This is a genomic window from Mycobacterium sp. E3305 (assembly GCF_001666785.1).
Classification (GTDB): Bacteria; Actinomycetota; Actinomycetes; order Mycobacteriales; family Mycobacteriaceae; genus Mycobacterium.
Genome location: NZ_LZJA01000085.1, coordinates 38,527 through 59,664, shown reverse-complemented (window position 1 = coordinate 59,664; position 21,138 = coordinate 38,527). Strand labels below are relative to the sequence as shown.

Sequence of the window (21,138 nt, the reverse complement as noted above, 5' to 3'; positions counted from 1 at the left end):
AGGGGAAGCGGTGTTCCCGAATGTCCCGATCATCGCCGAGGAGAGGCGGCTTCCGGCGGCCCGCCCCACCACCGGCGTCGAGGGCAATGCCGCCTACCGCGCGGGCCTATGCGTCGACTGCCGGGCGCGCCCGTATTCGCCCGGACGACCACGGTGCGATGAGTGCCATCGCGCATGGATTACCCGCGTGGAAAGCGGCGACGAATGAGACTCCGCGCGCCGGTGGTCGCCTGCGAAACCGGCGGCACTACGTGGTCGTACGGGTCAAGTGCCCGTACTGCCGCGGCGTGCACTCGCACCTGTGGCTGCCCGATGACACCGGCTACCGGACATGTCTGGCCGGAACCCCGGCAGGCGTGTACCTCGTTTTGTTCAATCCCCAAGGAGGGCAACTATTATGACCGATTCCCCCGACCAGCTCGTGCCTCGTATCCCGACCGGCGCGGCGGTCATCAGCCCTGAGCGCATCGACGTCGGCTTCGGCTATGTCGCCGAAACCGGCTGCGATGTCATGTATTTGGTGCTGCACGTGAAGCATTCCAACCCTTTTTGTTTCGTGATGACGCCCTCGCTCGCGGTGCGGGTGACCGACGAACTGCACGCCAAGTCCACCAAGTTGGCCAGCCTGCGCACCGACCCGCGCTCAATCGGAAACGGAGGTAACCCCCATGACGACTGAACAACCAACGACCGAAGTCACCCCGGCTGACGAGCAGACCGTCGAGCAGCCCGACCAGGCGGCGGCGGACGACGAGCACAGCACCGAGACGGACTCGGGCAGCGCCAACAGGGAGGCCGCTAAGTGGCGGGTCAAGCTTCGGGAAACTGAACAGCAACGTGACGCCCTGGCCGCCCAACTCGACGTTATGCGTCGCCAGCAGGTCGGTGCAATAGTGACCAGCATGGGCCTCAAAGAGGCCGCCGTGTGGGCCGCTGGGACCCAGGTCGGGGATCTGCTGGACGACTCCGGTGCCGTCGATACCGCCAAGGTTCGCCAGGCCGTCGAAGCGGCGCGTAACACGCTTGGCATTGCCAAACCCAGCAGGCCGGTCGGCGGCTTCAAGAGCGGCGTCCTCCAATCCCAGCCGCCCCGAAACGATTGGCGCGCGGCGTTCGCGCCCAAGCGGGAGTAACGGGGGAGTAAAATTCCCGGCACAGTCGCAGGACTACTTGGCCAGGTGCCAGGCCCGGCGGCAACGATCCGCCCAGGTGGCGACTCGGTGATGGCCCGGTGCCAGCCGTGAACTTCTCCCCAGTTCAACACGGCTGAAAACCGTTGCCACAGAGAGACGTTCGTCATGGCATTTACCGCAAAAACCAGCACGAGTGCCGCTGCCTGGCGGCCTGACTACTTTACTTTCTCGCCGGTCGACATCATCCCGGAGGCGCTGATCATTGCGTGCAGCACATACGCGGGTCAGGTCGAAGGTGACCAGCCGGTCGTCCGCTGCGGCTACGTCGATGACGCCACCGCCGAATTCGCCGCGGAGGGTACCGAGATTCCAGAATCGGAGCCGGATCTGGCCGAGACGCTGGTCGCCACCGGCAAGGTCAGCCAGTTGGTTCGGCTCAGCCGGGAACAGTGGTCGCAGCCCGACACGGCTGACCAGTTGGCGCAGTCGGTGGCGCGTGCAGTCACTCGCCGCGCCGATCTTGCCTTCATGCAACAGGTCGCGCCCACGCCGCCCGCACTCGGACCGTCCACCGGCGTCCTGAACGTCGCCAACGTTGTTGAAGGCGAAGAGGTTTCAGGAAGCCTCGATGCCCTGATTGACCTGGTCGCTCAACTGCAAACCAACCTGAGTACACCCACGCACGTGCTGCTCAGCCCGACAGCGTGGGCCGAATTCAGGAAATTGAAGACCGCTGCCGACTACAACAGCAGCCTGATCGGGGCCGGTACCACCGACGCCCAGGCGTTGTTACTGTCGTTGCCGGTGGTCGTCAACGTCGCGCTGCCCGCCTACACCGGCATGGTCATCGACCGATCAGCCATCGTGTCGGCGTACGGCAACCTCATGGTCAGCACCTCGGAACACCAGTATTTCAGCAGCGACTCGGTGGCAGTCCGGGCCACGTGGAGGATCGGCCAAAATTTGGTAAGGCCCAATCGCTGCGGCAAATTCACCATCGCCGGGCCGGGGTCCTGACGACGTCGAGGACATCTGATCGCGGATACCAGCGCCGTCGCACTCGCCTGCTACGCGAGGGCGCGCCGTGTTGGTGCTGTGGCAAGCCCATCGACCTCGACCTCAAATGGCCGCACCCGATGAGTTTCACTGCCGATCATGTGATCGAGGTCGCCAAGGGTGGGCACAACCGCGGCGAGGTCAGGGCAGCGCATTGGGCCTGCAACTTGAACCGTAATCGCAAGCGGCAGCGGGAGATGCCGACGCGTCACGGCCGAAAATGGTGAACACGGGGGGTGGGGGACGGCCCCCCGGCGGTCGACGCGCGGCATTCTTCGCACTTGCCGATTTTTACCCCCGCTGACCAGTTTCCGGTTCCTCAGGCACATAGTCGAGAGAGCCTGGGTCAAGATCGGCAACCTCGGGGTCCTTGGGGTACGACGCTTTGATGGTCTCCGCGACTTGCTGACTCACCCGAAGGTCGCTCGGCCCTCCCAAAACAAAGCCTGAGGGCGAAGAAGGATTCACCGCCATCCTGGTAACCCTTACTCCTAGGAAAAGATCGCTGTCTTCGGTCGGGATAGGGAGAACCCGAAACTCTAGGTACGCGCATGGCGCCCGGTGTTTCTGCGGAAAATGCCTTGCAAGCCGTAGGTCATTTCCACTTCCGCGAACGCCATCCCACAAGGGTGCCCCAAAAACCCAGCCTTCCACGTGATATGCGTTGAAGTTGTAGGGCGCCGAACGCTCGTAATAGATTTCGTTCGCGTGGAAGATGATGTCTGTCGCGCGTGTGTCCTCTACTTGCTTAAAGTCGGTCGGTCCCCAAAGAAGCACACCGAAGGTTGGTCCGCTCGTGATTGGCCTCCACATCGGCGCACTCATAATCGCCAAGCCTCTAGGCTCGCCGGTGAGTGGGTTGCGTCCAGATATTATTTTCTGCGAATTCACGCCGGAGAATTGCACAAAGCCATCCCAATGGTGTGACAGCTTAACCCGGTCGCTCGCTTCGAAATGCTGCATCTCAGAGATTTCGAGCGATATTTCCTCTTTCGAATAATCCACTTTATGCTTGTAAAGCCAACCATTTCGGGCGGCGTGATAGGGAGCGAGCACGGAATAGCCGCCGTCGCTAAGCGGCAAGATCTTGCAGACCGCGCGCAGGCCGTCGCCATCGTCGATGATGATCCGCCACCCGTCGTTCGGCACAGATGTTCCCCTTTCCCGTCCGGGCACAGGGTGACCGCCGCCGCCCCACGGCGTAGTGGGTGCTGAGCCGTCAGTTCACGCGCTTAACGGTGACCTGTTCGATGTCGTCGGCACCGCCCGCCAGAGTTGCGAGACCACCATCCCGAATCGTAAGTCCCAGATCTGCCAAGACCTTGCCGAACTGCTGGTCAAGCTCGTCGGAGGAGAAGTGCCGCGTGGTCGAAGTCTCACCACCGGAAGTCACGATGGTGACGAGATACTCCTTGTCGGCTTCGTCGGCGTCGGTGCTCATAACGGGTCTCCTGAGGGCATTAATTGATCGGCTGGATGCCCAACGGCTCCCCGCGGCTCAAAGTTCCCGCCGAGCAAATCACAACTTCCACGCCATCCCAAACCCGATGCCCGCGTGAATAAAGGTGGAACCCCCGCGCCGCTACTGGCGTCGAAGTTAGTGTCTGCCCGGTGTGGCCGGTAGCCCAATGACTCTCCTAATGCCGCCGTGCCGAACCGGGCAGCGCAACGTTCACCCCCGGTCGTCGCCAGCCTCCGCGCTGGTCGGATTCGGCCTATGACACGCTGCGCGGCTCCCATAGTGTGCCCACAATCTGCCCACAGTTACAGATAATTCAGGCGAACTACTAGGACACCCTTTGGCCTGCTCACACCGACTCTGGGGCCCAGAGCTGGCTACCGGAGAAGAACCACGACTTCTTCTCCGGCTCGGGCTCGTCCTACGTGATCGGCAAGGCCGTCGTCACCGAGGACGAGGACTGGGACTTCTAAAAGATTGAGAATCGGGCCGGCCGCACCGTCGGGGGGGAGGGACTGGGGCCGGCCCGATCTACTGTTCAGACACCGGCTGGGCCGATTTTCTTCCCGCCACGTTCTTCGCGCTGCCCGCGGGTGGCGGCACCCACGCCTGCAGAACCTTGCGGCCGATCAGCTGGCAGCCATGGGTGTGCGCCAACTGCTTTGCGGCCCTGGTGAATTCCTGATTGCTCACCACGATGCTCCGCGCGCACCCATGGTGGCGGGCGCCGGAAACCACCTGCTGGACGGCCGCGACACCCACCGATTTGCCGTAGCGCTTGCACTGGACCGCCACCGAGTGGCCGTCCTGTTCGGCGATCAGGTCGACGCCGTAGTCCCCGACCGGCGGGGTCAAGGTCACCCGCCAGCCCGCCCGACGCAGGCGGGCGGCCACGTAGCCCTCGAACTCGACGCCGTCCATGGCGTCGATCGCCCGCAGGGTGGCGTCGGCGCGCCCGCCGCGCGGCCATCGGCGCTTGGTTGACCAGCCGACGAGCACCTCGAGCAGCACCATCAGGTAGAAGGCCTGGAACCCCATCCCGGGACTGTGCTCGACCACGCCGACGAACAGCCCGCAGGCGAGTGGAAGCACGACGAGTGCGGTGAGCACGACTCGATCGTAGGGAGGGCCGCCGACAAAACCTGGTCTTGAACCGCAGGCGCCGTGCCCGACGTGCAGATGTTCGGGCCATGAACGGCTTGTGAATAGTGGGGATCCCGGGACGGCTCGCTAGCGCCGGTGCTGCCCCTGCCCGACACTGTTCTGGTGACGAAACCCGCCTCCGCTGAGAAGGATCACCGCCACCACTTCTGCCGTTCAGTGATTCGCTGGCTGCAGGTCGGCTACCCGAACGGCGTTCCCGGCCCGGACCGCGTGCCACTGATGGCCCTGCTCCGCAGCACACCGCTCACCGAAGACCAGATTCGCGAGGTGGTGCGCCACATCACCGCCAAGGAAGGGTCACCGGAGACGATCGATCATCCGATCGATCGCGACGAGATCGCCGAATTCATCTCGGACATGACGCAGTTCGACGCCGGCAAGGAAAATGTCATCCGGGTGGCCGCCACGTTGGCCGCCGCCGGATGGCCGCTGGCCGGCATCGACGTCAGCGAGGTCGTTCCCGACGACGAGCACGCTGAGGCGGCCGAGGTCATCGCCCGTGACTGCGCACCCGGCACGCCGTCGGAGGTCGCGTCATAGCTTCGAGATGTCGATGACGAAGCGGTAGCGAACGTCGCTCGCCAGCACCCGCTCGTACGCCTCGTTGATGTAATCCGGCTCGATCAGCTCGATTTCGGGCGTCACATCGTGTTCGGCGCAGAAGTCCAGCATCTCCTGGGTTTCGGCGATCCCGCCGATGTTCGACCCGGAGAGGCTGCGGCGCGCCAACGCGAGTGCGAACGCCGGCACCTCCATGGGGTGTTCGGGGATGCCGAGTTCGACGAGGGTGCCGTCGACGCCGAGCAGCTTCAGATAGTCGGCCAGGTTCAGGTTGGCCGAGACGGTGTTGAGGATCAGGTCGAAGCTGCCGCGCAACTTACGGAACGTTTCGCGATCGGCGGTGGCGTAGTACTCGCTGGCGCCCAGGCGCAGCCCGTCCTCCATCTTCTTCAGCGACTGCGACAACACGGTCACGTGGGCGCCCATCGCGGCCCCCAGTTTGACGCCCATGTGTCCCAGCCCGCCCAGGCCGATGATCGCCAGCCGGGTGCCCTCGCCGGCCTTCCAGTGGCGCAGCGGCGAGAACAGCGTGATGCCGGCGCACAGCAGCGGCGCCGCCTTGTCCAGCGGCAGAGAGTCGGGGATGTGTAGGACGTAGTTTTCGTCGACGACGATCGCCTGGCTGTAGCCGCCCTGCGTGACGGTGCCGTCCCGGTCGATGGCGTTGTAGGTGCCGATCATGCCCCGTTCGCAGTACTGCTCGAGCCCGGCCCGGCAGCTGCGGCATTCGCGGCACGAGCCCACCATGCAGCCCACGCCGACGCGGTCGCCGACCTTGTGCTTGGTGACTTCGGGGCCGACGGCGGTCACTACGCCGGCGATCTCGTGGCCGACGACCAGCGGGTAGTGCGGCTCGCCCCACTCGCCCCTGACGGTGTGGATGTCCGAGTGGCAGATGCCGGCGAATTTGATGTCTATCGCCACGTCGTGCGGGCCGGGGTCGCGGCGGGTGATGGTGGTCTTGGTCAACGGTTCGGTTGCCGACGCGGCGGCGTAAGCCGAAACAGTGCTCATTGCTATCCCTCTTCGATTTCGATGCGTCCTGAAGAAGTTTAGCTAAGGTAATATTTTGCGGCCACTTGGCGGTGGCCCCTAGTTGATCGGGGCGTTCACCAGCCGCAGGTCGTCGACGATGCCGCGGGCGGCGATCAGGCCCTCGCCGGTCTGCCAGACCTCGTCGTTGACGACGTAGACGCGGTTGTCGTGATTGGCGGACAGCTTGCGCCATGGATTGCTGTCCAGCACGGTGGCGGCGCGCTGGGCGGCCGCCGGTGACGCACACGACACGTAGACGACGTCGGCGTCGGCGGCGGACAGGTCCGGGTTCTTGGCCAGGTCGTCATCGGTGGCGCCGATCTCGATGTACGGCTTGTCGGTGAACCGTTGGGCGGCCGGCCGGTCGACCCCGACCGCGCCGAGGACGCTGGCCGGGAAGTTGTTGGTGCCGTAGACGCGGATCTTGTCGGTGGTCAGCTGCACGACGGACGCCTGGAAATGGGAGGCGTCATGCCTGGCGCCGATGTCGCTCGCCCGCTGCGAAAAGCCGTTGAGCAGCGCGTCCACCGCGCCGCCGCGCGACGTCGCGCCGCCCACGCCGCGCAGGTTGTCCTGCCACGCGGCGCCGGGCGCCGCGGTGAACACCGTGGGGGCGATCGCGGCGAGCTGCGGATACAACTTGGGCGTCAACCCCTGTGATCCCAGGATGAGGTCGGGGTGTTGTGCCGCGATCCCGGCGAGGTCCGGATTGTTGCGGGTCCCGACGCCGGGCACGCCGCGCACCGCGGCGCCCAGGTAGGCGGGCTGGCTCGAGGAGCCGTCCGGCAGGGCGGCGGCGACCACCCGCGACTGCAGGCCGAGCGCACACAGGGCGTCCAGCTGGTCGCCGGAGAGCACCACGATGCGCTGCGGCTCCGCCGGGACCTGCACCACGTCCGGTGTGACGCCGGCCGCGTTGTGGGCCTGTCGCGTCTTCGGCCCGGGATCCGCCGCGGCGGCGTCCCGCGCGCACGAATCGTCCGGTCGGCGGTCGTTGCCGAGCACCCCGGCGCCGGCGATCTGCGTGGTGGGGGTGACCAGGGCGGGGGTCGTCGCCGAGGTGGCGGGCTTGCCGGATCCGCAGCCGCCGCACGTGACGGCGACCGCCGTCGCCAGCGCGGCGACCGACGGCAGGAAAGCGGTTCTGGTCACGCCGAAAAGCACGCGTCAGACGCTAACATCCGCGGGCTCCGCGCCCGGCAGGCCGAAACGACACGCCGCACCGCCGAGCTGTTTACGACAGTTTGTAGGACCAGCCCTGACGTCGGCATGATCGACGGTTAAGATTCGTGTCAGCTCTGTTTTTTGGGCCCCTGTCCTAACTGTTTGGAGAAGCTGTTGACAGCCGAAGCGCCCCCCTTGGGAGAACTCGAGGCCGTTCGCCCGTACCCGGACCGGACCGGTCCCAAAGGGAACCTCGTCTACAAACTGATCACGACCACCGATCACAAGATGATCGGCATCATGTACACGGTCACCTGCTTCGTCTTCTTCTTCATCGGCGGACTGATGGCCCTGTTGATGCGCACCGAGCTGGCCGCTCCGGGGCTGCAGTTCCTGTCCAATGAGCAGTACAACCAGCTGTTCACCATGCACGGCACGATCATGCTGCTGCTGTATGCGACGCCGGTCGTGTTCGGGTTCGCCAACCTGGTCCTGCCGCTGCAGATCGGCGCGCCCGACGTGGCGTTCCCGCGGCTGAACGCCTTCTCGTTCTGGCTGTTCCTCTTCGGCGGTCTGACCGCGTCGGCCGGCTTCATCGTCCCCGGTGGCGCGGCCGACTTCGGCTGGACGGCCTACACGCCGCTCTCCGACGCCGTCCACTCTCCGGGCGCCGGCGGCGACCTGTGGATCACCGGCCTGATCGTCGCCGGTCTGGGCACCATCCTGGGCGCGGTCAACATGATCACCACCGTGGTGTGCATGCGCGCGCCCGGTATGACGATGTTCCGGATGCCGATCTTCACCTGGAACATCATGGTGACGTCGATCCTGATCCTGATCGCGTTCCCGATCCTGACCGCCGCGCTGTTCGGGCTGGCTGCCGATCGACATCTGGGGGCCCACGTCTACGACGCGGCCAACGGCGGGGTCCTGCTGTGGCAGCACCTGTTCTGGTTCTTCGGCCATCCCGAGGTGTACATCATCGCGCTGCCGTTCTTCGGGATCATCACCGAGATCATCCCGGTGTTCTCGCGCAAGCCCGTCTTCGGCTACACCACGCTGGTTTACGCGACGCTCTCGATCGCGGCGCTGTCGGTCGCGGTGTGGGCGCACCACATGTTCGCCACCGGAGCCGTTCTGCTGCCGTTCTTTTCGTTCATGACGTATCTGATCGCGGTGCCGACCGGGATCAAGTTCTTCAACTGGATCGGCACGATGTGGAAGGGGCAGATCACCTTCGAGACCCCGATGCTGTTCTCGGTGGGCTTCCTGGTGACCTTCCTGCTGGGCGGCCTGACCGGCGTCATGCTGGCCAGCCCTCCGCTGGACTTCCACGTCACCGACACCTACTTCGTTGTCGCGCACTTCCACTACGTGCTGTTCGGCACGATCGTGTTCGCCACGTTCGCCGGCGTCTACTTCTGGTTCCCGAAGATGACCGGCCGACTGCTCGACGAGCGGCTGGGCAAGCTGCACTTCTGGTTGACGTTCATCGGCTTCCACACCACCTTCCTGGTGCAGCACTGGCTGGGTGACATGGGTATGCCGCGCCGCTACGCCGACTACCTGCCCTCGGACGGCTTCCAGCCGTACAACATCGTCTCGACGGTCGGTGCGTTCATCCTGGGCGCGTCGATGTTCCCGTTCGTCTGGAACGTCTTCAAGAGCTGGCGCTACGGCGAGGTCGTGACCGTCGACGACCCGTGGGGTTACGGCAACTCCCTGGAGTGGGCGACCAGCTGCCCGCCGCCTCGGCACAACTTCACCGAGTTGCCCCGAATCCGTTCGGAGCGCCCGGCTTTCGAGCTGCACTACCCGCACATGGTGGAGCGGCTGCGCGCCGAGGCGCACGTGGGACGCCACGCCACGGCGCTGGAATCCCCGAAGGGGTTCGGTCCGCGGACCGAAGCCGATCGCTCGACTCCTGACCAGTAGCGGCGGTAGCCGCAGGTGAATGCACCACCGAAGGTGTCGGTGCTGATCACCGTCACCGGAGTGGATCAACCGGGCGTCACGTCGGCCCTGTTCGAGGCGCTCTCCCGGCACGGCGTCGAGCTGCTCAACGTCGAACAGGTGGTGATTCGGCATCGCCTGACCCTGGGCGTGCTGGTGTGCTGTCCGGCCGACGTCGCCGACGGCCCCGACCTGCGCAGTGACGTCGAGTCGGCCATCCGCGGGGTGGGCCTCGACGTCAGCATCGAGCGCAGTGACGACGTGCCGATCATCCGGGACCCCTCGACCCACACCATCTTCGTGCTGGGCCGGCCCATCACCGCCGGCGCGTTCGGCGCGGTGGCCCGGGCGGTGGCCGGCCTGGGGGTGAACATCGACCTCATCCGCGGTGTCTCCGACTACCCGGTGACCGGCCTCGAGCTGCGGGTCTCGGTGCCGCCGGGATCCGACGCCGCGCTGCGGACGACGCTGAACCAGGTGTCGGCCGAGGAGCGGGTGGACGTGGCGGTCGAGGACTACACCCTGGAGCGGCGGGCCAAGCGGCTGATCGTGTTCGACGTGGACTCGACGCTGGTGCAGGGCGAGGTCATCGAGATGCTGGCCGCCCGCGCGGGCGCCGAGGGCAAGGTCGCCGCCATCACCGAAGCGGCCATGCGGGGGGAGCTGGACTTCGCGCAGTCGCTCGAACAGCGAGTGGCAACCCTGGCGGGCCTGCCCGCCAGCGTGATCGACGAGGTCGCCGAGCAACTGGAGCTGATGCCCGGCGCCCGGACCACGCTGCGGACGTTGCGGCGCTTGGGTTTTCACTGCGGTGTGGTTTCCGGTGGCTTCCGGGGGATCATCGAGCCGTTGGCCGAGGAGCTGATGCTGGACTACGTGGCCGCCAACGAGCTGGAGATCGTCGACGGCAAGCTCACCGGGCGGGTCGTCGGACCGATCGTCGACCGCGCCGGCAAGGCTACGGCGTTGCGCGACTTCGCGGAGCGGGCCGGGGTGCCGATGGCGCAGACGGTAGCCGTGGGCGACGGCGCCAACGACATCGACATGCTGGCCGCGGCCGGGCTGGGTGTGGCGTTCAACGCCAAGCCGGCACTGCGTGAGGTGGCCGACGCCTCGCTGAGCCACCCCTACCTTGACACGGTGCTGTTTCTGCTGGGCGTGACGCGCGGCGAAATCGAGGCCGCCGATGCGGTGACGGGCGAGGTCCGCCGGGTGGAGATCCCGCCCGAGGCGTAGCGGTCGCATCAAACTCGGCGTCGCCGCGAGCAGTCAGAAAATCGCATGATCTCAGCCACTTTCGTGCGATTTTCCGTCTGGCCGCCGGAGCGGCGACCCGGCAGGTGTCGGACGGCCGCGGTACGGCACGATGAGCGAGTGCCCGAAAACGGAAGCCGGGAGGTGAAATCCGAGGATTCGCAAGAATCCGAGGGTGGAGCCGACCAAACGATCGAGGCAGCCGACCCCGATCTGCTGATCGATTTCAGGAATGTGTCGCTGCGCCGCGGCGGTCACAGCCTCGTCGGACCGGTGGATTGGGCGGTCGAGCTCGACGAGCGCTGGGTCATCGTGGGCCCCAACGGGGCCGGCAAGACGTCGCTGCTGCGGATCGCGGCCGCGGCCGAGCACCCGTCGTCGGGAGTCGCCTTCGTGCTCGGCGAGCGGCTGGGCCGGGTGGACGTGTCGGAGCTGCGCTCCCGGATCGGCCTCAGCTCCTCGGCCCTGGCGCAGCGAGTGCCCACCGACGAGGTAGTGCGCGACCTGGTCGTCTCAGCCGGTTACGCGGTGCTGGGCCGGTGGCGCGAGCGTTACGAGGACGTCGACTACCGCCGGGCCGTCGACATGCTGGAGAGCCTGGGCGCCGAGCACCTCGCGGACCGTAGCTACGGAACATTGTCTGAGGGCGAGCGCAAGCGGGTATTGATCGCCCGCGCGCTGATGACCGACCCGGAGCTGTTGTTGCTCGACGAACCCGCCGCCGGGCTGGACCTGGGTGGCCGCGAGGAGCTGGTGGCGCGGCTGGCCGACCTGGCGGCCGATCCCGAGGCCCCGGCTCTGGTGCTGGTCACCCACCACGTCGAGGAGATCCCGCCCGGCTTCAGCCACTGCATGCTGCTGTCCGAGGGAAGGGTGGTCGCGGCCGGGTTGCTGACCGACGTGCTCACCGCCGAGAACCTGTCCACCGCCTTCGGCCAGTCGATCGCGCTCGACGTCGCCGACGGCCGCTATTTCGCCCGCCGCGTCCGCTCCCGCGCAGCCCACCGGAGGCCGCTATGACGTCACCGACCGAAGAGGCCCCGCTCGTCCCGAGGCCGGCGGCGACCGTGATGCTGATCCGCGACGATCCGGACGGATTGGAAACCGGGCTAGCCGTCTTCCTGATGCGCCGCCACGCCAAGATGGAGTTCGCCGCGGGCACGATGGTGTTCCCCGGCGGCGGCGTCGACGATCGCGACCGCAACGCCGATATCGCCTGGGCCGGCCCACCGCCGCAGTGGTGGGCGGAGCGCTTCGGCATCGAACCCGACCTGGCCGAGGCGCTGGTGTGCGCCGCTGCCCGGGAGACTTTCGAGGAGTCGGGGGTGCTGTTCGCCGGGCCGGCGGGCGACCCGGATGGGATCGTGGGCGACGCCTCGGTGTACGCCGACGCCCGCCGCGAACTCGCCGACGGGACGCTGTCGTTCGCGGACTTCCTGCGCCGCGAGAACCTGGAGCTGCGCTCGGACCTGCTGCGGCCGTGGGCCAACTGGGTCACCCCCGAAGCCGAGCGCACCCGCCGGTACGACACCTACTTCTTCGTCGGGGCCCTGCCGGCCGGGCAGCGCGCCGACGGCGAGAACACCGAATCCGATCGGGCCGGCTGGACGACGCCCCAGGCCGCCATCGAGGACTTCTCCGCCGGGCGCTGTTTCCTGCTGCCGCCGACGTGGACCCAGCTGGATTCGCTGGCGGGCCGGACCGTCGCGGAAGTGCTGGCGGTCGAACGGCAGATCGTCACGGTGCAGCCGCACCTGGAGATCCAGGGCGACAACTGGGTGTTCGAGTTCTTCGACTCCGACCGCTACCACCAGGCGCGCGAGGCCGGCGGGATGGGATGGCGGCATTGAGCGAGTTCGTCAGCACCGTGGTCAGCGACGGCTCCCGGGACGCCGGCCTGGCCATGCTGCTGCTGTCGCGGCCGCCGACGAACGCCATGACCCGCCAGGTTTACCGGGAGATCGTGGCCGCGGCAGGCGAGCTGGGGGAGCGTGACGACGTGGCCGCCGTAATCCTGTTCGGCGGCCACGAGATATTTTCCGCCGGCGACGACATGCCCGAGCTGCGGACGCTGAGCGCGCCGGAGGCCGAGACGGCGGCCCGGGCGCGGCAGCGGGCCATCGACGCCGTGGCGGCCATCCCCAAGCCGACCGTGGCCGCGATCACGGGCTACGCGCTGGGCGCCGGGCTCACCCTGGCGCTGGCCGCGGATTGGCGCGTCAGCGGCGACAACGTGAAGTTCGGCGCCACCGAGATCCTGGCCGGCCTCATTCCGGGCGGCGACGGCATGGCGCGCCTGACCCGCGCGGCGGGGGCGAGCCGGGCCAAGGAGCTGGTGTTCAGCGGCCGGTTCTTCGATGCCGAGGAGGCGCTGACGCTGGGCCTGATCGACGAGATGGTGGCCCCCGATGACGTCTACGACGCCGCCGCGGGGTGGGCTCGCCGCTTCCTCGACGGCCCGCGAGACGCGCTGGCCGCGGCGAAAGCGGGCATCAACGACGTGTTCGAGCTGGGTCCGGCCGACCGGGTCGCCGCCGAGCGGCGACGCTACGTCGACGTGTTCGCCGCTGGTCAGACCGGTGGCGAGGACTCCGAACCCGGGGCCCGTTAGGCTGCCCTGCATGACGACGAGTTCGACCGATGCCGTTCCCAACCCGCATGCCACGGCCGAAGAGGTGGAGGCGGCCCGGCACGACAGCAAGCTGGCCCAGGTGCTCTACCACGACTGGGAGGCCGAGTCCTACGACGAGAAGTGGTCGATCTCGTATGACCAGCGCTGCGTGGACTACGCCCGGGACTGCTTCGACGCCATCGTCCCCGCCGAGGTGCAGCGCGAGCTGCCCTACGACCGCGCCCTCGAATTGGGCTGCGGCACCGGGTTTTTCCTGCTCAACCTGATCCAGTCCGGGGTGGCCCGGCGTGGATCGGTCACCGATCTGTCACCCGGGATGGTAAAGGTCGCCACCCGCAACGGGCAGGCGCTGGGTCTGGACATCGACGGCCGGGTCGCCGACGCCGAGGGAATCCCATACGAGGACAACACCTTTGACTTGGTCGTCGGGCACGCGGTGCTGCACCACATCCCCGATGTCGAGCTGGCGCTTCGGGAGGTCGTCCGGGTGCTGCGCCCGGGCGGGCGGTTCGTGTTCGCCGGCGAGCCGACCACCGTCGGGGACACCTACGCCCGCACGCTGTCCACCCTGACCTGGCGCGTCGCGACCAACGTCACCAAGCTGCCGGGCCTCGACGGCTGGCGGCGGCCACAGGCCGAACTCGACGAGTCCTCCCGGGCCGCGGCGCTGGAGGCGGTCGTGGACCTGCACACCTTCGACCCGGGCGACCTGGAGCGGATGGCGGGCAACGCCGGCGCCGCCGAAGTGCAAACGGCCACAGTGGAATTCACCGCTGCCATGCTGGGCTGGCCGCTGCGGACGTTCGAATGTGCGGTGCCGCCCGGACGGCTCGGCTGGGGCTGGGCGAAGTTCGCGTTCAACAGCTGGAAGACGCTGAGTTGGCTGGACGCCAATGTGTGGCGGCACGTGGCGCCGAAGGGCTGGTTCTACAACGTGATGATCACCGGGGTCAAGCCCTCCTGAGTGACGGCCTCACCTTCACCGTCGAGGACGTCCGTTACCTGCGATCGGAATCCGGTGCCGCCGCCCTGGCGGCGGTCGGAGAGCTCGAGCTGACCGACGCGACCCGGGTGGCCGACGTCGCCGCGGCGCGCGCCCGATTCGGGGACCGGGCCGCGGTGTTGGTGGAGACGACGTTGCTGCGCCGGCGCGCCGCCGAGAAACTGGGCGGGCTGGGCGCCGGAAACCCGGCGTCGAGCTGGCTGTTCACCGACGAGGCGCTGCAGCAAGCCACCGCCGCGCCGGTGGCGCTGCACCGGTCCAGGCGGCTCGCCGAGACCGGATCCGTCGTGCACGACGCCACCTGCTCGATCGGCACCGAGGTGGCCGCCCTGCGCGCCCTCGGGGTGCGGGCGCTCGGCAGCGACCTCGACGCGGTGCGACTGGCGATGGCCCGGCACAACCTCGGCGAGTCGGCCCCGCTCTGCCGCGCCGACGCGCTGGCTCCGGTGACCCGTGACGCCGTCGTCCTGGCGGACCCCGCGCGGCGCCTCGGGGGGCGGCGCCGCTTCCGTCTCGACGATTACCGGCCGGCGCTCGGCGCCCTGATCGACACCTACCGGGACCGCGACCTTGTCGTAAAGTGCTCTCCCGGAATAGATTTCGATGATCTGGAGCGGATCGGCTTCCGCGGCGAAATCGAGGTGACGTCCTACCGCGGCGCTGTGCGCGAAGCGTGCCTCTGGTCTCCCGGACTGGCCCGGCGCGGCGTCCGGCGCCGCGCCAGCGTCCTCGATCGCGGCGAGCAGATCACCGACGCCGACCCAGACGACTGCCCCGCGCGGCCGGCCGGGCGGTGGATCGTCGACCCCGATGGGGCGGTGGTCCGCGCCGGGCTGGTGCGCCACTACGGCGCGCGGCACCGGCTGTGGCAACTCGACCCCGACATCGCCTACCTGTCGGGGGATGAGTTGCCGTCGGCGGTCCGGGGGTTCGAGGTGCTCGAGCAGTTGGCGTTCGACGAGCGGCGGCTGCGCCAGGCGCTGTCCGCGCTGGACTGCGGGACGTTGGAGGTCCTGGTTCGCGGTGTCCGGGTGGACCCCGACGCCCTGCGGCGACGGATGCGGCTGCGCGGCGGCCGGGCCTTATCGGTGGTCATCACCCGCATCGGCTCCCGGGGGGCCGGCCGCGCGACGGCCTTCGTCTGCCGTCCGTCGCGATAGCGCCCGGTAGGCTGGTGCGATCGCTCTGCCAGGCGCCCAGCCCCCGCCTAACCTGCAAGGACACTGAAGAATGCGTTATCTGATAGCGGTCGCCGTGCTCGCATCGGCGGCCCTGTGGGGCTGGCCGGCGGCCGCCGCCCCACCGTCGTGCGCCACCGTGGGCGGCACCGTCGAGGACGGCCAGATGTGTCGCGTGCGCGCGACCGGCCCCAACTACACGCTGAACATCGTGTTCCCCGCCGACTATCCCGACGAGCAAGCGCTCGCCGATTACGTCGGGCAGAACCGGGACGGCTTCGTCAACGTCGCACAGAGTTCCGGGTCGCGGGACCAGCCCTACCAATTGGAAGCCACCACCGAGCAACGCGCCTCGGGTCAGCCGCCGCACAACACCCGCAGTGTGGTGCTCAAGTTCTTTCAAGATCTCGGCGGGGCGCACCCCTCGATCTGGTACAAGGCCTTCAACTACAACCTGGGGACCAAGCAGCCCATCGTCTTCGACAATCTGTTCGCGCCGGGCACCACGCCGCTGGACAGCATCTTCCCGATCGTGCAGCGGGACCTGGAACGTCAGACCCCTTTGGGCGCAGCCATTTTGCCGTCGACGGGACACGATTCGACGCATTACCAGAACTTCGCCATCACCGACGACGACCTGATCTTCTACTTCGCGCCCGGCGAGATTCTGCCGGCCTTCGCCGGGCCGGTCCAGGCCTCGGTGCCCCGTAGCGCGATCCCCCCGCTGGCCCTTTAGCGGCGATCGCAAGCGCGGTGTGGCCGGGCGAGGCGGGTCGCCGCCATTGGGCGAGCGGCGATCGCAAGCGCGGTGTGGCCGGGCGAGGCGGGTCGTCGCCATTGGGCGAGCGGCGATCGCAAGCGCGGTGTGGCCGGGCGAGGCGGGTCGCCGCCTAGACGGGGCCGGCCTGAAACTCCATGGCCACGGCGCCGGCGGCCAGCGCGACCTGCGCCAGACAACCGATGATCGGCACGAAGAAGGCGGTCCGGTGCCGGGCGAGGCGGCGCACGGCGACGAACAGGGCGGCGGCGAAGATAACGCCGCCGCCGCCGATGCCCAGCACCATGGCGCGGTTGATCCACGCCGGGTCGCCGCACTTTTGGTAGCCGCACGAGTCGGTGGCCATGACGTAGATGCTGAGCAGGCCTATCGTGACCGCGACCAGAAAAGCCTGCGCGGCGAGCAGCGCCACGGTCGCGGTGCGGTCCACCGCGAGGCTGCGCTCGCTCCGTCTCGAGTACGCGGCGACCGCGGATTGCATCTCGTTGTCGTCGGACATGGGCTCAGTATGTCCCGGTCACGCCGGCGCGAAACCGTACACCTGGCCGTCGCTGGTGGCGGCCGCCACGCGGCGATCGGTGCCGACAGACACACCGACCGGATAGCCGGTGGCGGCCGGAAGCGGGTAACTGCCCTGCGTGTGGCCGTTGCCGGGGTCGAACACCAGCAGCGACATGCCGGGTGCGCCGTTCGTCGTGGGTGCGCTGACGACGGTGTAGCCGACGCCGGCGCCGGCCAGGCTCGACGACGACAGCGGGACGACGTCATCGCGGCGCCACGCCTGATCCGCGTGGTCCCCCGCGTCCTTGAACGCCACCAACCGGGTGTCCGGGCCGCCGCCCGACACGATCAGGCCCGCCGGGGTGACCGCGGGCGGCGTCTGCGCCAGAAACCCCAGCGGCGCCGACCATTTCACCTTTCCGTCGGCGGCGCGCAACGCCCACAGTCGCTGGTCCCGACCGTTGACATAGACGGTCGCCCCGTCGGCGGACAACACCGGGCTGGCGATGACGCCGGCGCCGACGGCGTCGCTCGTCCACTCGCGGGACACCAGCGGCGTCTGCCCGGGGTGGTATTTGAGCCCAACCAGCCCCGCGGCCGGGGCGCCGGGCTGCCAGACGCCCAGCACCGCCATCTGGCTGGCCGCCGAGAAGGCGGGCGCGGCGGCCACCGGGCAGCCCTGCCGGGCCGGCGCGCAATCGGCCAACCCGCGCGTCGCGTCGGTGGGATCGACGCCGTCCACCAAATCCATCGGGCTGCCGACCACCGCGCCGCGGTGGGCCTCGAAAACCAGCACTTGGCCCAGGTGCGTCGCGACCAGCAGCTGCCCGTGCCCGAGAAACCTTGGGGTGGTTGGCATTCCGATCACCGGCTGCCGCCACCGCGTCCACTGCGTCACCGGAAAGGAAAGGAAGGCGCCGGGCTGGCCGACGTAGAGGTTGTCGAACCCGTCGAAGAGCGGGCCCGCAAAGCCCCCGCCCTGGAACAGCCGCACGCACCAGCGCTGCCGGCCGTTGTTGTCGTTCTCCCATTCCATCAGCGAGCATCCGGCCGGGGTCTGCGCGTTGAGCGCCAGGTAACCGCGCGCGCTCAGCGCCGGACCCGCCGCCAGGCTGCCCTTGACCGAGCGCGTCCACCGCAACGAAAGCTTGGAGGCGCCGTCGGTGCCGGTGTAGCCGCTGTTGGCGGCGTCGGCGTATTGCGCGGGCCAGCCAGCCGACGCTGACGCCTCCACCCAGGAGTCGGTGTTGGCGCACCCGCCGAGCCCAACCGTGATCCCGGCCGCCAGCAGCGCGGATGACCAACGCCGAAGCCCACGCGGGAGATGTCGGTCAAGCACCTCGAATCCCAGATCCTTTTCCACGGCGTTCGGCATGAGCGGCCAGTGAGTACAGGTGAGGGTAACCCGTGCGGACTCGGCTCCGGCGGATTGCCCGCCGTTCTCGGCCGCCGCAAGCGCGCGCTAGGCTGTCCGGCCATGACGAGCATGTGGGGCGCACCGGTCCACCGCCGCTGGCGGGGATCGAACCTGCGGGACCCGCGCCAGGCCAAGTTCCTCACGATGGCCTCGCTGCGATGGGTGCTGCGCAACCGCGCATACACACCGTGGTACCTGGTGCGCTACTGGCGGCTGCTGAAGTTCAAGCTGGCCAACCCGCACATCATCACCCGCGGGATGGTGTTCCTGGGCAAGGGCGTGGAGATTCATGCCACGCCCGAACTGGCGCAGCTGGAGATCGGCCGGTGGGTGCATATCGGCGACAAGAACACCATTCGGGCCCACGAAGGCTCGCTGCGGTTCGGCGACAAGGTGGTGCTGGGCCGCGACAACGTCATCAACGCCTACCTCGACATCGAGCTCGGCGACTCGGTGCTGATGGCGGACTGGTGCTACGTCTGCGACTTCGACCATCGGATGGACGACATCACCCTGCCGATCAAGGATCAGGGCATCGTGAAGTCACCGGTGCGAATCGGGCCCGACACCTGGGTGGGTGTGAAGGTGACGGTGCTGCGCGGCACCGCGGTCGGGCGCGGCTGCGTGCTGGGGTCACACGCGGTGGTCCGCGGCGTGATCCCCGACTACTCCATCGCGGTCGGCGCGCCGGCCAAGGTGGTCAAGAATCGCCAGCTCGCCTGGGAGAGCTCGGCGGCCCAGCGGGCCGAACTGGCGGCCGCGCTGGCCGACATCGAGCGCAAGAAGGCCGCTCGCTGATCAGACGGCGGTGACCCCGCAGTGCCCGGCTTCGCCGCTAGGACGCCGGTTCCGGGTGGTCATCGACCTTGAAGTCGAAGTTGACGTCGCCGGCGTCGACGTTGGTGACGGTCACCGCGATGCCGTATTTGTCGGTGCCGTCGACGAGTTGGCACCGCAGCGTCGCGCCCTGAACGCCCTTCAGGTTGTCGGGGCAGGTCACCGAGTCGGGCTTTCTGCCCACCTGCTGGGCCAGCTTGTTACTGATGATGCTGGCGACCTGGTTCTTGTCGACCGTCTCGACCATGTCGAACTTGACGTCCTTGCCGTCCACGCTCGTCACGGTCACGTTGACGTTGAACGTCTGGTTCTTGACCTTCATCTCGCAATTGAGTTGCGCCCCAACCTTCGCCGGCAGGTCGTTCGGACAGTTCACCGAGTCGGGCTTGTTGCCGGCGGCGTCGGTCAACTTCGAGGTGATCTGACCGGCGACATCGCTCTTGCTGACCGAGTGCGACGAACCGACGGAACACGAACAGGCGGTCACGCCGGCCAGCAAGCCCGCGGCGGCACCGGAGGCCAGCAACGTCCGAACGATGAAGGGTGTCATGTAGCGCCTCCCGAGCGGCTTGACAACTGTGAATCGGCTGATAATTGCATGCCAACCAGCTTCGGGGCGGGCGATTGAGCAAACATTCACGTACGCGACAATTCCGTGCCGCGCCCGCGTCCCGGCCCGCGGGTCAGATGCTCTGATAACGCCGCAGCGCCTCGGCGCGCTCGGCGCCGTGGTCGACGATCTCGGCGGGGTAGCCCGCCGGCCGTTGGCCTTTGCGCAGGTGCGCGTCGTCCACGGAGCGCAACTCGGGCACCCACCGCCGGATGTAATCCCCGGACGGATCGAACTTCTCGCCCTGGGTGGTCGGGTTGAACACCCGGAAGTACGGCGCGGCGTCGGTGCCGCAGCCCGCGCACCACTGCCAGCCGTGCTGGTTGTTCGCCATGTCGCCGTCGACCAATTGATCCAAGAACCACTCGGCGCCCCACTGCCACGGCAGGTGCAGGTCTTTCACCAGGAAGGAGGCGACGATCATCCGCACCCGGTTGTGCATGTATCCGGTCTCCCGCAGCTGACGCATTCCCGCGTCCACCATCGGGAAGCCGGTCTCGCCGGCCTTCCAGGTTTCGAAGCGGCGTTTCGCCTCGGCGCCGCTGTCGGTGGGGATGCCGTCGAATTGACGGTTCCAGTTGTGCCAGGCGCTGGCCGGCCAGTGGTGTAACACGTCGGCGTAGAAATCGCGAAACGCCAACTCGCGCAGGTACGCCTGGGCCCCGCCGTGACGGAGATCGAGGTCGGCGACCATGGTTCGGGGGTGGATGCTGCCGAACTTCAGGTATGCCGACATGCGGCTGGTGCCGGGTAGGTCGGGGCGGTTCCGCTCTTCGGCGTAACGCTGTAACCCGTTGTCGACAAACGACTTCCATTGCTTGCGCGCCGCGGTCTCGCCCGCTTCGAGATCGAGCGTGGCGCCGGGATCGGGGATCTCGGCCCGGTCGATCCGCAGTCGCGCCGGATCGAGCCAGCGGGCCGACGCGGCACCCGATTTCGCCGGCGGCCGCCAGCCGGACTCGCGCCATTGACGCAAGAACGGTGTGAAGACTTGGTAGGGCGAGCCGTCCTTCTTCGCGACGCGGCCCGGCGAGACCAGATACGGCGAACCCGTGGCCACCAGTGGGACCGAATCCAGTGCCGCACGGACCTTTTCGTCACGGCGCTTCCCGTACGGCGCGAAATCGTCGGAGATGTGCACCGCCGATGCGGCGATCTCCTTGGCGATGCGCGGGATCACCTCTTCGGGCCGCCCGCGGGTCACCAACAGCCGGCCGTCGAGGTCGTCGTGCAATCGTCGCAGTGAGTCGCCGAGAAACTGCAGCCGGCGCCGGCCCGAGGACGCCTCGAGTTTTGGGTCCAGCACGAAGCAGGCGAGCACCTCGCCGTCGTCGGCCGCGGCGTTGAGCGCGGGATGGTCACCCAACCGCAGGTCGCGACGAAACCACAAAAGCGTCGGCATG

The 21,138-nt window shown here is 67.9% G+C and carries 23 protein-coding genes and 2 pseudogenes; 16 read left to right on the top strand and 9 right to left on the bottom strand.

Annotated features, from left to right (window positions below; genetic code table 11):
* The 5 genes and pseudogenes from A5701_RS28795 to A5701_RS29285 all read left to right on the top strand — a co-directional run.
* Window positions 1–208: pseudogene (locus tag A5701_RS28795) on the top strand (hypothetical protein); the annotation flags it as partial.
* A gap of 189 nt (window positions 209–397) precedes the next feature.
* Window positions 398–679 carry a hypothetical protein gene (locus A5701_RS08745; protein ID WP_067751241.1) on the top strand — a complete coding sequence of 94 codons (282 nt, stop codon included), beginning with the start codon at window positions 398–400 and terminating at the stop codon, window positions 677–679.
* On the top strand, window positions 669–1,133 hold the full coding sequence (locus A5701_RS08740) for a hypothetical protein (protein WP_067751235.1): 465 nt from the start codon (window positions 669–671) through the stop codon (window positions 1,131–1,133). The genes A5701_RS08745 and A5701_RS08740 overlap by 11 nt, the downstream gene beginning before the upstream one ends.
* Before the next feature lie 165 nt (window positions 1,134–1,298).
* Window positions 1,299–2,150 (top strand): phage major capsid protein, encoded by an 852-nt coding sequence (locus tag A5701_RS08735; RefSeq protein WP_067751231.1) that lies wholly within the window; start codon window positions 1,299–1,301, stop codon window positions 2,148–2,150.
* On the top strand, window positions 2,078–2,416 hold the full coding sequence (locus A5701_RS29285; RefSeq protein WP_156669998.1) for an HNH endonuclease: 339 nt from the start codon (window positions 2,078–2,080) through the stop codon (window positions 2,414–2,416). The genes A5701_RS08735 and A5701_RS29285 overlap by 73 nt, the downstream gene beginning before the upstream one ends.
* A 64-nt stretch (window positions 2,417–2,480) precedes the next feature.
* On the opposite strand, the gene A5701_RS28045 is transcribed toward A5701_RS29285, so the two are convergent.
* A complete protein-coding gene (locus A5701_RS28045; protein ID WP_156669997.1) occupies window positions 2,481–3,338 on the bottom strand; it encodes a hypothetical protein in 858 nt (285 codons plus the stop codon).
* 70 nt (window positions 3,339–3,408) lie between these two features.
* The gene (locus A5701_RS08730; RefSeq protein ID WP_067751227.1) at window positions 3,409–3,630 is read right to left on the bottom strand and encodes a hypothetical protein; all 222 of its coding nucleotides are present in this window, start codon (window positions 3,628–3,630) and stop codon (window positions 3,409–3,411) included.
* A gap of 401 nt (window positions 3,631–4,031) precedes the next feature.
* Here A5701_RS08730 and A5701_RS28790 point away from each other — a divergent pair.
* A pseudogene (locus A5701_RS28790) lies at window positions 4,032–4,121 on the top strand (hypothetical protein); the annotation flags it as partial.
* Between the two features lie 58 nt (window positions 4,122–4,179).
* Here the strand turns inward: A5701_RS28790 and A5701_RS08725 are convergent.
* On the bottom strand, window positions 4,180–4,758 hold the full coding sequence (locus A5701_RS08725) for a restriction endonuclease (RefSeq protein WP_067751222.1): 579 nt from the start codon (window positions 4,756–4,758) through the stop codon (window positions 4,180–4,182).
* A gap of 156 nt (window positions 4,759–4,914) precedes the next feature.
* Between A5701_RS08725 and A5701_RS08720 the strand changes: the two genes are divergently transcribed.
* Window positions 4,915–5,352, top strand: coding sequence for a DUF3349 domain-containing protein (locus A5701_RS08720; protein WP_067751288.1), 438 nt, complete (start codon window positions 4,915–4,917; stop codon window positions 5,350–5,352).
* On the opposite strand, the gene A5701_RS08715 is transcribed toward A5701_RS08720, so the two are convergent.
* A complete protein-coding gene (locus A5701_RS08715) occupies window positions 5,347–6,387 on the bottom strand; it encodes an NAD(P)-dependent alcohol dehydrogenase (RefSeq protein WP_067751216.1) in 1,041 nt (346 codons plus the stop codon). The genes A5701_RS08720 and A5701_RS08715 overlap by 6 nt on opposite strands.
* 78 nt (window positions 6,388–6,465) lie before the next feature.
* On the bottom strand, window positions 6,466–7,542 hold the full coding sequence (locus A5701_RS08710; RefSeq protein ID WP_197504945.1) for an iron-siderophore ABC transporter substrate-binding protein: 1,077 nt from the start codon (window positions 7,540–7,542) through the stop codon (window positions 6,466–6,468).
* A gap of 204 nt (window positions 7,543–7,746) precedes the next feature.
* Here A5701_RS08710 and ctaD point away from each other — a divergent pair, with 204 nt between their 5' ends.
* The 8 genes from ctaD to A5701_RS08670 all read left to right on the top strand — a co-directional run bounded on the left by ctaD (window position 7,747) and on the right by A5701_RS08670 (window position 16,328).
* Window positions 7,747–9,507, top strand: a complete 1,761-nt coding sequence (gene ctaD / locus A5701_RS08705) for a cytochrome c oxidase subunit I (protein WP_067751283.1) — start codon at window positions 7,747–7,749, stop codon at window positions 9,505–9,507.
* Window positions 9,508–9,522: 15 nt separating this feature from the next.
* A complete protein-coding gene (gene serB / locus A5701_RS08700) occupies window positions 9,523–10,761 on the top strand; it encodes a phosphoserine phosphatase SerB (RefSeq protein ID WP_067751206.1) in 1,239 nt (412 codons plus the stop codon).
* Window positions 10,762–10,923: 162 nt separating this feature from the next.
* A complete protein-coding gene (locus A5701_RS08695; RefSeq protein WP_369807400.1) occupies window positions 10,924–11,799 on the top strand; it encodes an ABC transporter ATP-binding protein in 876 nt (291 codons plus the stop codon).
* Complete coding sequence (locus A5701_RS08690) at window positions 11,796–12,629, top strand: NUDIX hydrolase (RefSeq protein WP_067751202.1); 834 nt, start codon at window positions 11,796–11,798, stop codon at window positions 12,627–12,629. The genes A5701_RS08695 and A5701_RS08690 overlap by 4 nt, the downstream gene beginning before the upstream one ends.
* A complete protein-coding gene (locus A5701_RS08685; protein ID WP_156669996.1) occupies window positions 12,626–13,390 on the top strand; it encodes an enoyl-CoA hydratase in 765 nt (254 codons plus the stop codon). The genes A5701_RS08690 and A5701_RS08685 overlap by 4 nt, the downstream gene beginning before the upstream one ends.
* A gap of 10 nt (window positions 13,391–13,400) precedes the next feature.
* Window positions 13,401–14,375 carry a class I SAM-dependent methyltransferase gene (locus tag A5701_RS08680; RefSeq protein WP_067751187.1) on the top strand — a complete coding sequence of 325 codons (975 nt, stop codon included), beginning with the start codon at window positions 13,401–13,403 and terminating at the stop codon, window positions 14,373–14,375.
* The gene (locus A5701_RS08675; RefSeq protein WP_082969701.1) at window positions 14,333–15,574 is read left to right on the top strand and encodes an SAM-dependent methyltransferase; all 1,242 of its coding nucleotides are present in this window, start codon (window positions 14,333–14,335) and stop codon (window positions 15,572–15,574) included. The genes A5701_RS08680 and A5701_RS08675 overlap by 43 nt, the downstream gene beginning before the upstream one ends.
* 70 nt (window positions 15,575–15,644) lie before the next feature.
* Window positions 15,645–16,328, top strand: a complete 684-nt coding sequence (locus A5701_RS08670) for an esterase (RefSeq protein ID WP_067751178.1) — start codon at window positions 15,645–15,647, stop codon at window positions 16,326–16,328.
* A 154-nt stretch (window positions 16,329–16,482) separates the two neighbouring features.
* On the opposite strand, the gene A5701_RS08665 is transcribed toward A5701_RS08670, so the two are convergent.
* Together A5701_RS08665 and A5701_RS08660 are read right to left on the bottom strand one after the other, a co-directional pair.
* Window positions 16,483–16,869, bottom strand: a complete 387-nt coding sequence (locus tag A5701_RS08665) for a DUF6264 family protein (protein ID WP_067751173.1) — start codon at window positions 16,867–16,869, stop codon at window positions 16,483–16,485.
* 18 nt (window positions 16,870–16,887) lie between these two features.
* Window positions 16,888–18,246, bottom strand: a complete 1,359-nt coding sequence (locus A5701_RS08660; protein WP_369807399.1) for a PQQ-binding-like beta-propeller repeat protein — start codon at window positions 18,244–18,246, stop codon at window positions 16,888–16,890.
* 102 nt (window positions 18,247–18,348) lie between these two features.
* On the opposite strand from A5701_RS08660, the gene A5701_RS08655 reads away from it, so the two are divergent.
* A complete protein-coding gene (locus A5701_RS08655; RefSeq protein ID WP_067751167.1) occupies window positions 18,349–19,086 on the top strand; it encodes an acyltransferase in 738 nt (245 codons plus the stop codon).
* A 37-nt stretch (window positions 19,087–19,123) separates the two neighbouring features.
* Here the strand turns inward: A5701_RS08655 and A5701_RS08650 are convergent, their stop codons facing one another.
* Both A5701_RS08650 and A5701_RS08645 read right to left on the bottom strand, forming a co-directional pair.
* Complete coding sequence (locus tag A5701_RS08650; protein WP_067751161.1) at window positions 19,124–19,675, bottom strand: DUF4333 domain-containing protein; 552 nt, start codon at window positions 19,673–19,675, stop codon at window positions 19,124–19,126.
* A gap of 133 nt (window positions 19,676–19,808) precedes the next feature.
* Complete coding sequence (locus A5701_RS08645) at window positions 19,809–21,137, bottom strand: deoxyribodipyrimidine photo-lyase (protein ID WP_067751154.1); 1,329 nt, start codon at window positions 21,135–21,137, stop codon at window positions 19,809–19,811.
* Between the last annotated feature and the right edge of the window lies 1 nt (window position 21,138).

What these genes read in the sequence shown, in the direction of transcription:
- A5701_RS08680 (WP_067751187.1), top strand. Translation starts at nt 13,401, where the DNA reads ATGACGACGAGTTCGACCGATGCCGTTCCCAACCCGCATGCCACGGCC.
- A5701_RS08745 (WP_067751241.1), top strand. Translation starts at nt 398, where the DNA reads ATGACCGATTCCCCCGACCAGCTCGTGCCTCGTATCCCGACCGGCGCG.
- A5701_RS08645 (WP_067751154.1), bottom strand. Translation starts at nt 21,137, where the DNA reads ATGCCGACGCTTTTGTGGTTTCGTCGCGACCTGCGGTTGGGTGACCAT.
- A5701_RS08665 (WP_067751173.1), bottom strand. Translation starts at nt 16,869, where the DNA reads ATGTCCGACGACAACGAGATGCAATCCGCGGTCGCCGCGTACTCGAGA.
- A5701_RS08730 (WP_067751227.1), bottom strand. Translation starts at nt 3,630, where the DNA reads ATGAGCACCGACGCCGACGAAGCCGACAAGGAGTATCTCGTCACCATC.
- A5701_RS08650 (WP_067751161.1), bottom strand. Translation starts at nt 19,675, where the DNA reads ATGACACCCTTCATCGTTCGGACGTTGCTGGCCTCCGGTGCCGCCGCG.
- A5701_RS08670 (WP_067751178.1), top strand. Translation starts at nt 15,645, where the DNA reads ATGCGTTATCTGATAGCGGTCGCCGTGCTCGCATCGGCGGCCCTGTGG.
- A5701_RS08740 (WP_067751235.1), top strand. Translation starts at nt 669, where the DNA reads ATGACGACTGAACAACCAACGACCGAAGTCACCCCGGCTGACGAGCAG.
- A5701_RS08660 (WP_369807399.1), bottom strand. Translation starts at nt 18,246, where the DNA reads ATGCCGAACGCCGTGGAAAAGGATCTGGGATTCGAGGTGCTTGACCGA.
- A5701_RS08655 (WP_067751167.1), top strand. Translation starts at nt 18,349, where the DNA reads ATGACGAGCATGTGGGGCGCACCGGTCCACCGCCGCTGGCGGGGATCG.
- A5701_RS08690 (WP_067751202.1), top strand. Translation starts at nt 11,796, where the DNA reads ATGACGTCACCGACCGAAGAGGCCCCGCTCGTCCCGAGGCCGGCGGCG.
- A5701_RS08715 (WP_067751216.1), bottom strand. Translation starts at nt 6,387, where the DNA reads ATGAGCACTGTTTCGGCTTACGCCGCCGCGTCGGCAACCGAACCGTTG.
- A5701_RS08735 (WP_067751231.1), top strand. Translation starts at nt 1,299, where the DNA reads ATGGCATTTACCGCAAAAACCAGCACGAGTGCCGCTGCCTGGCGGCCT.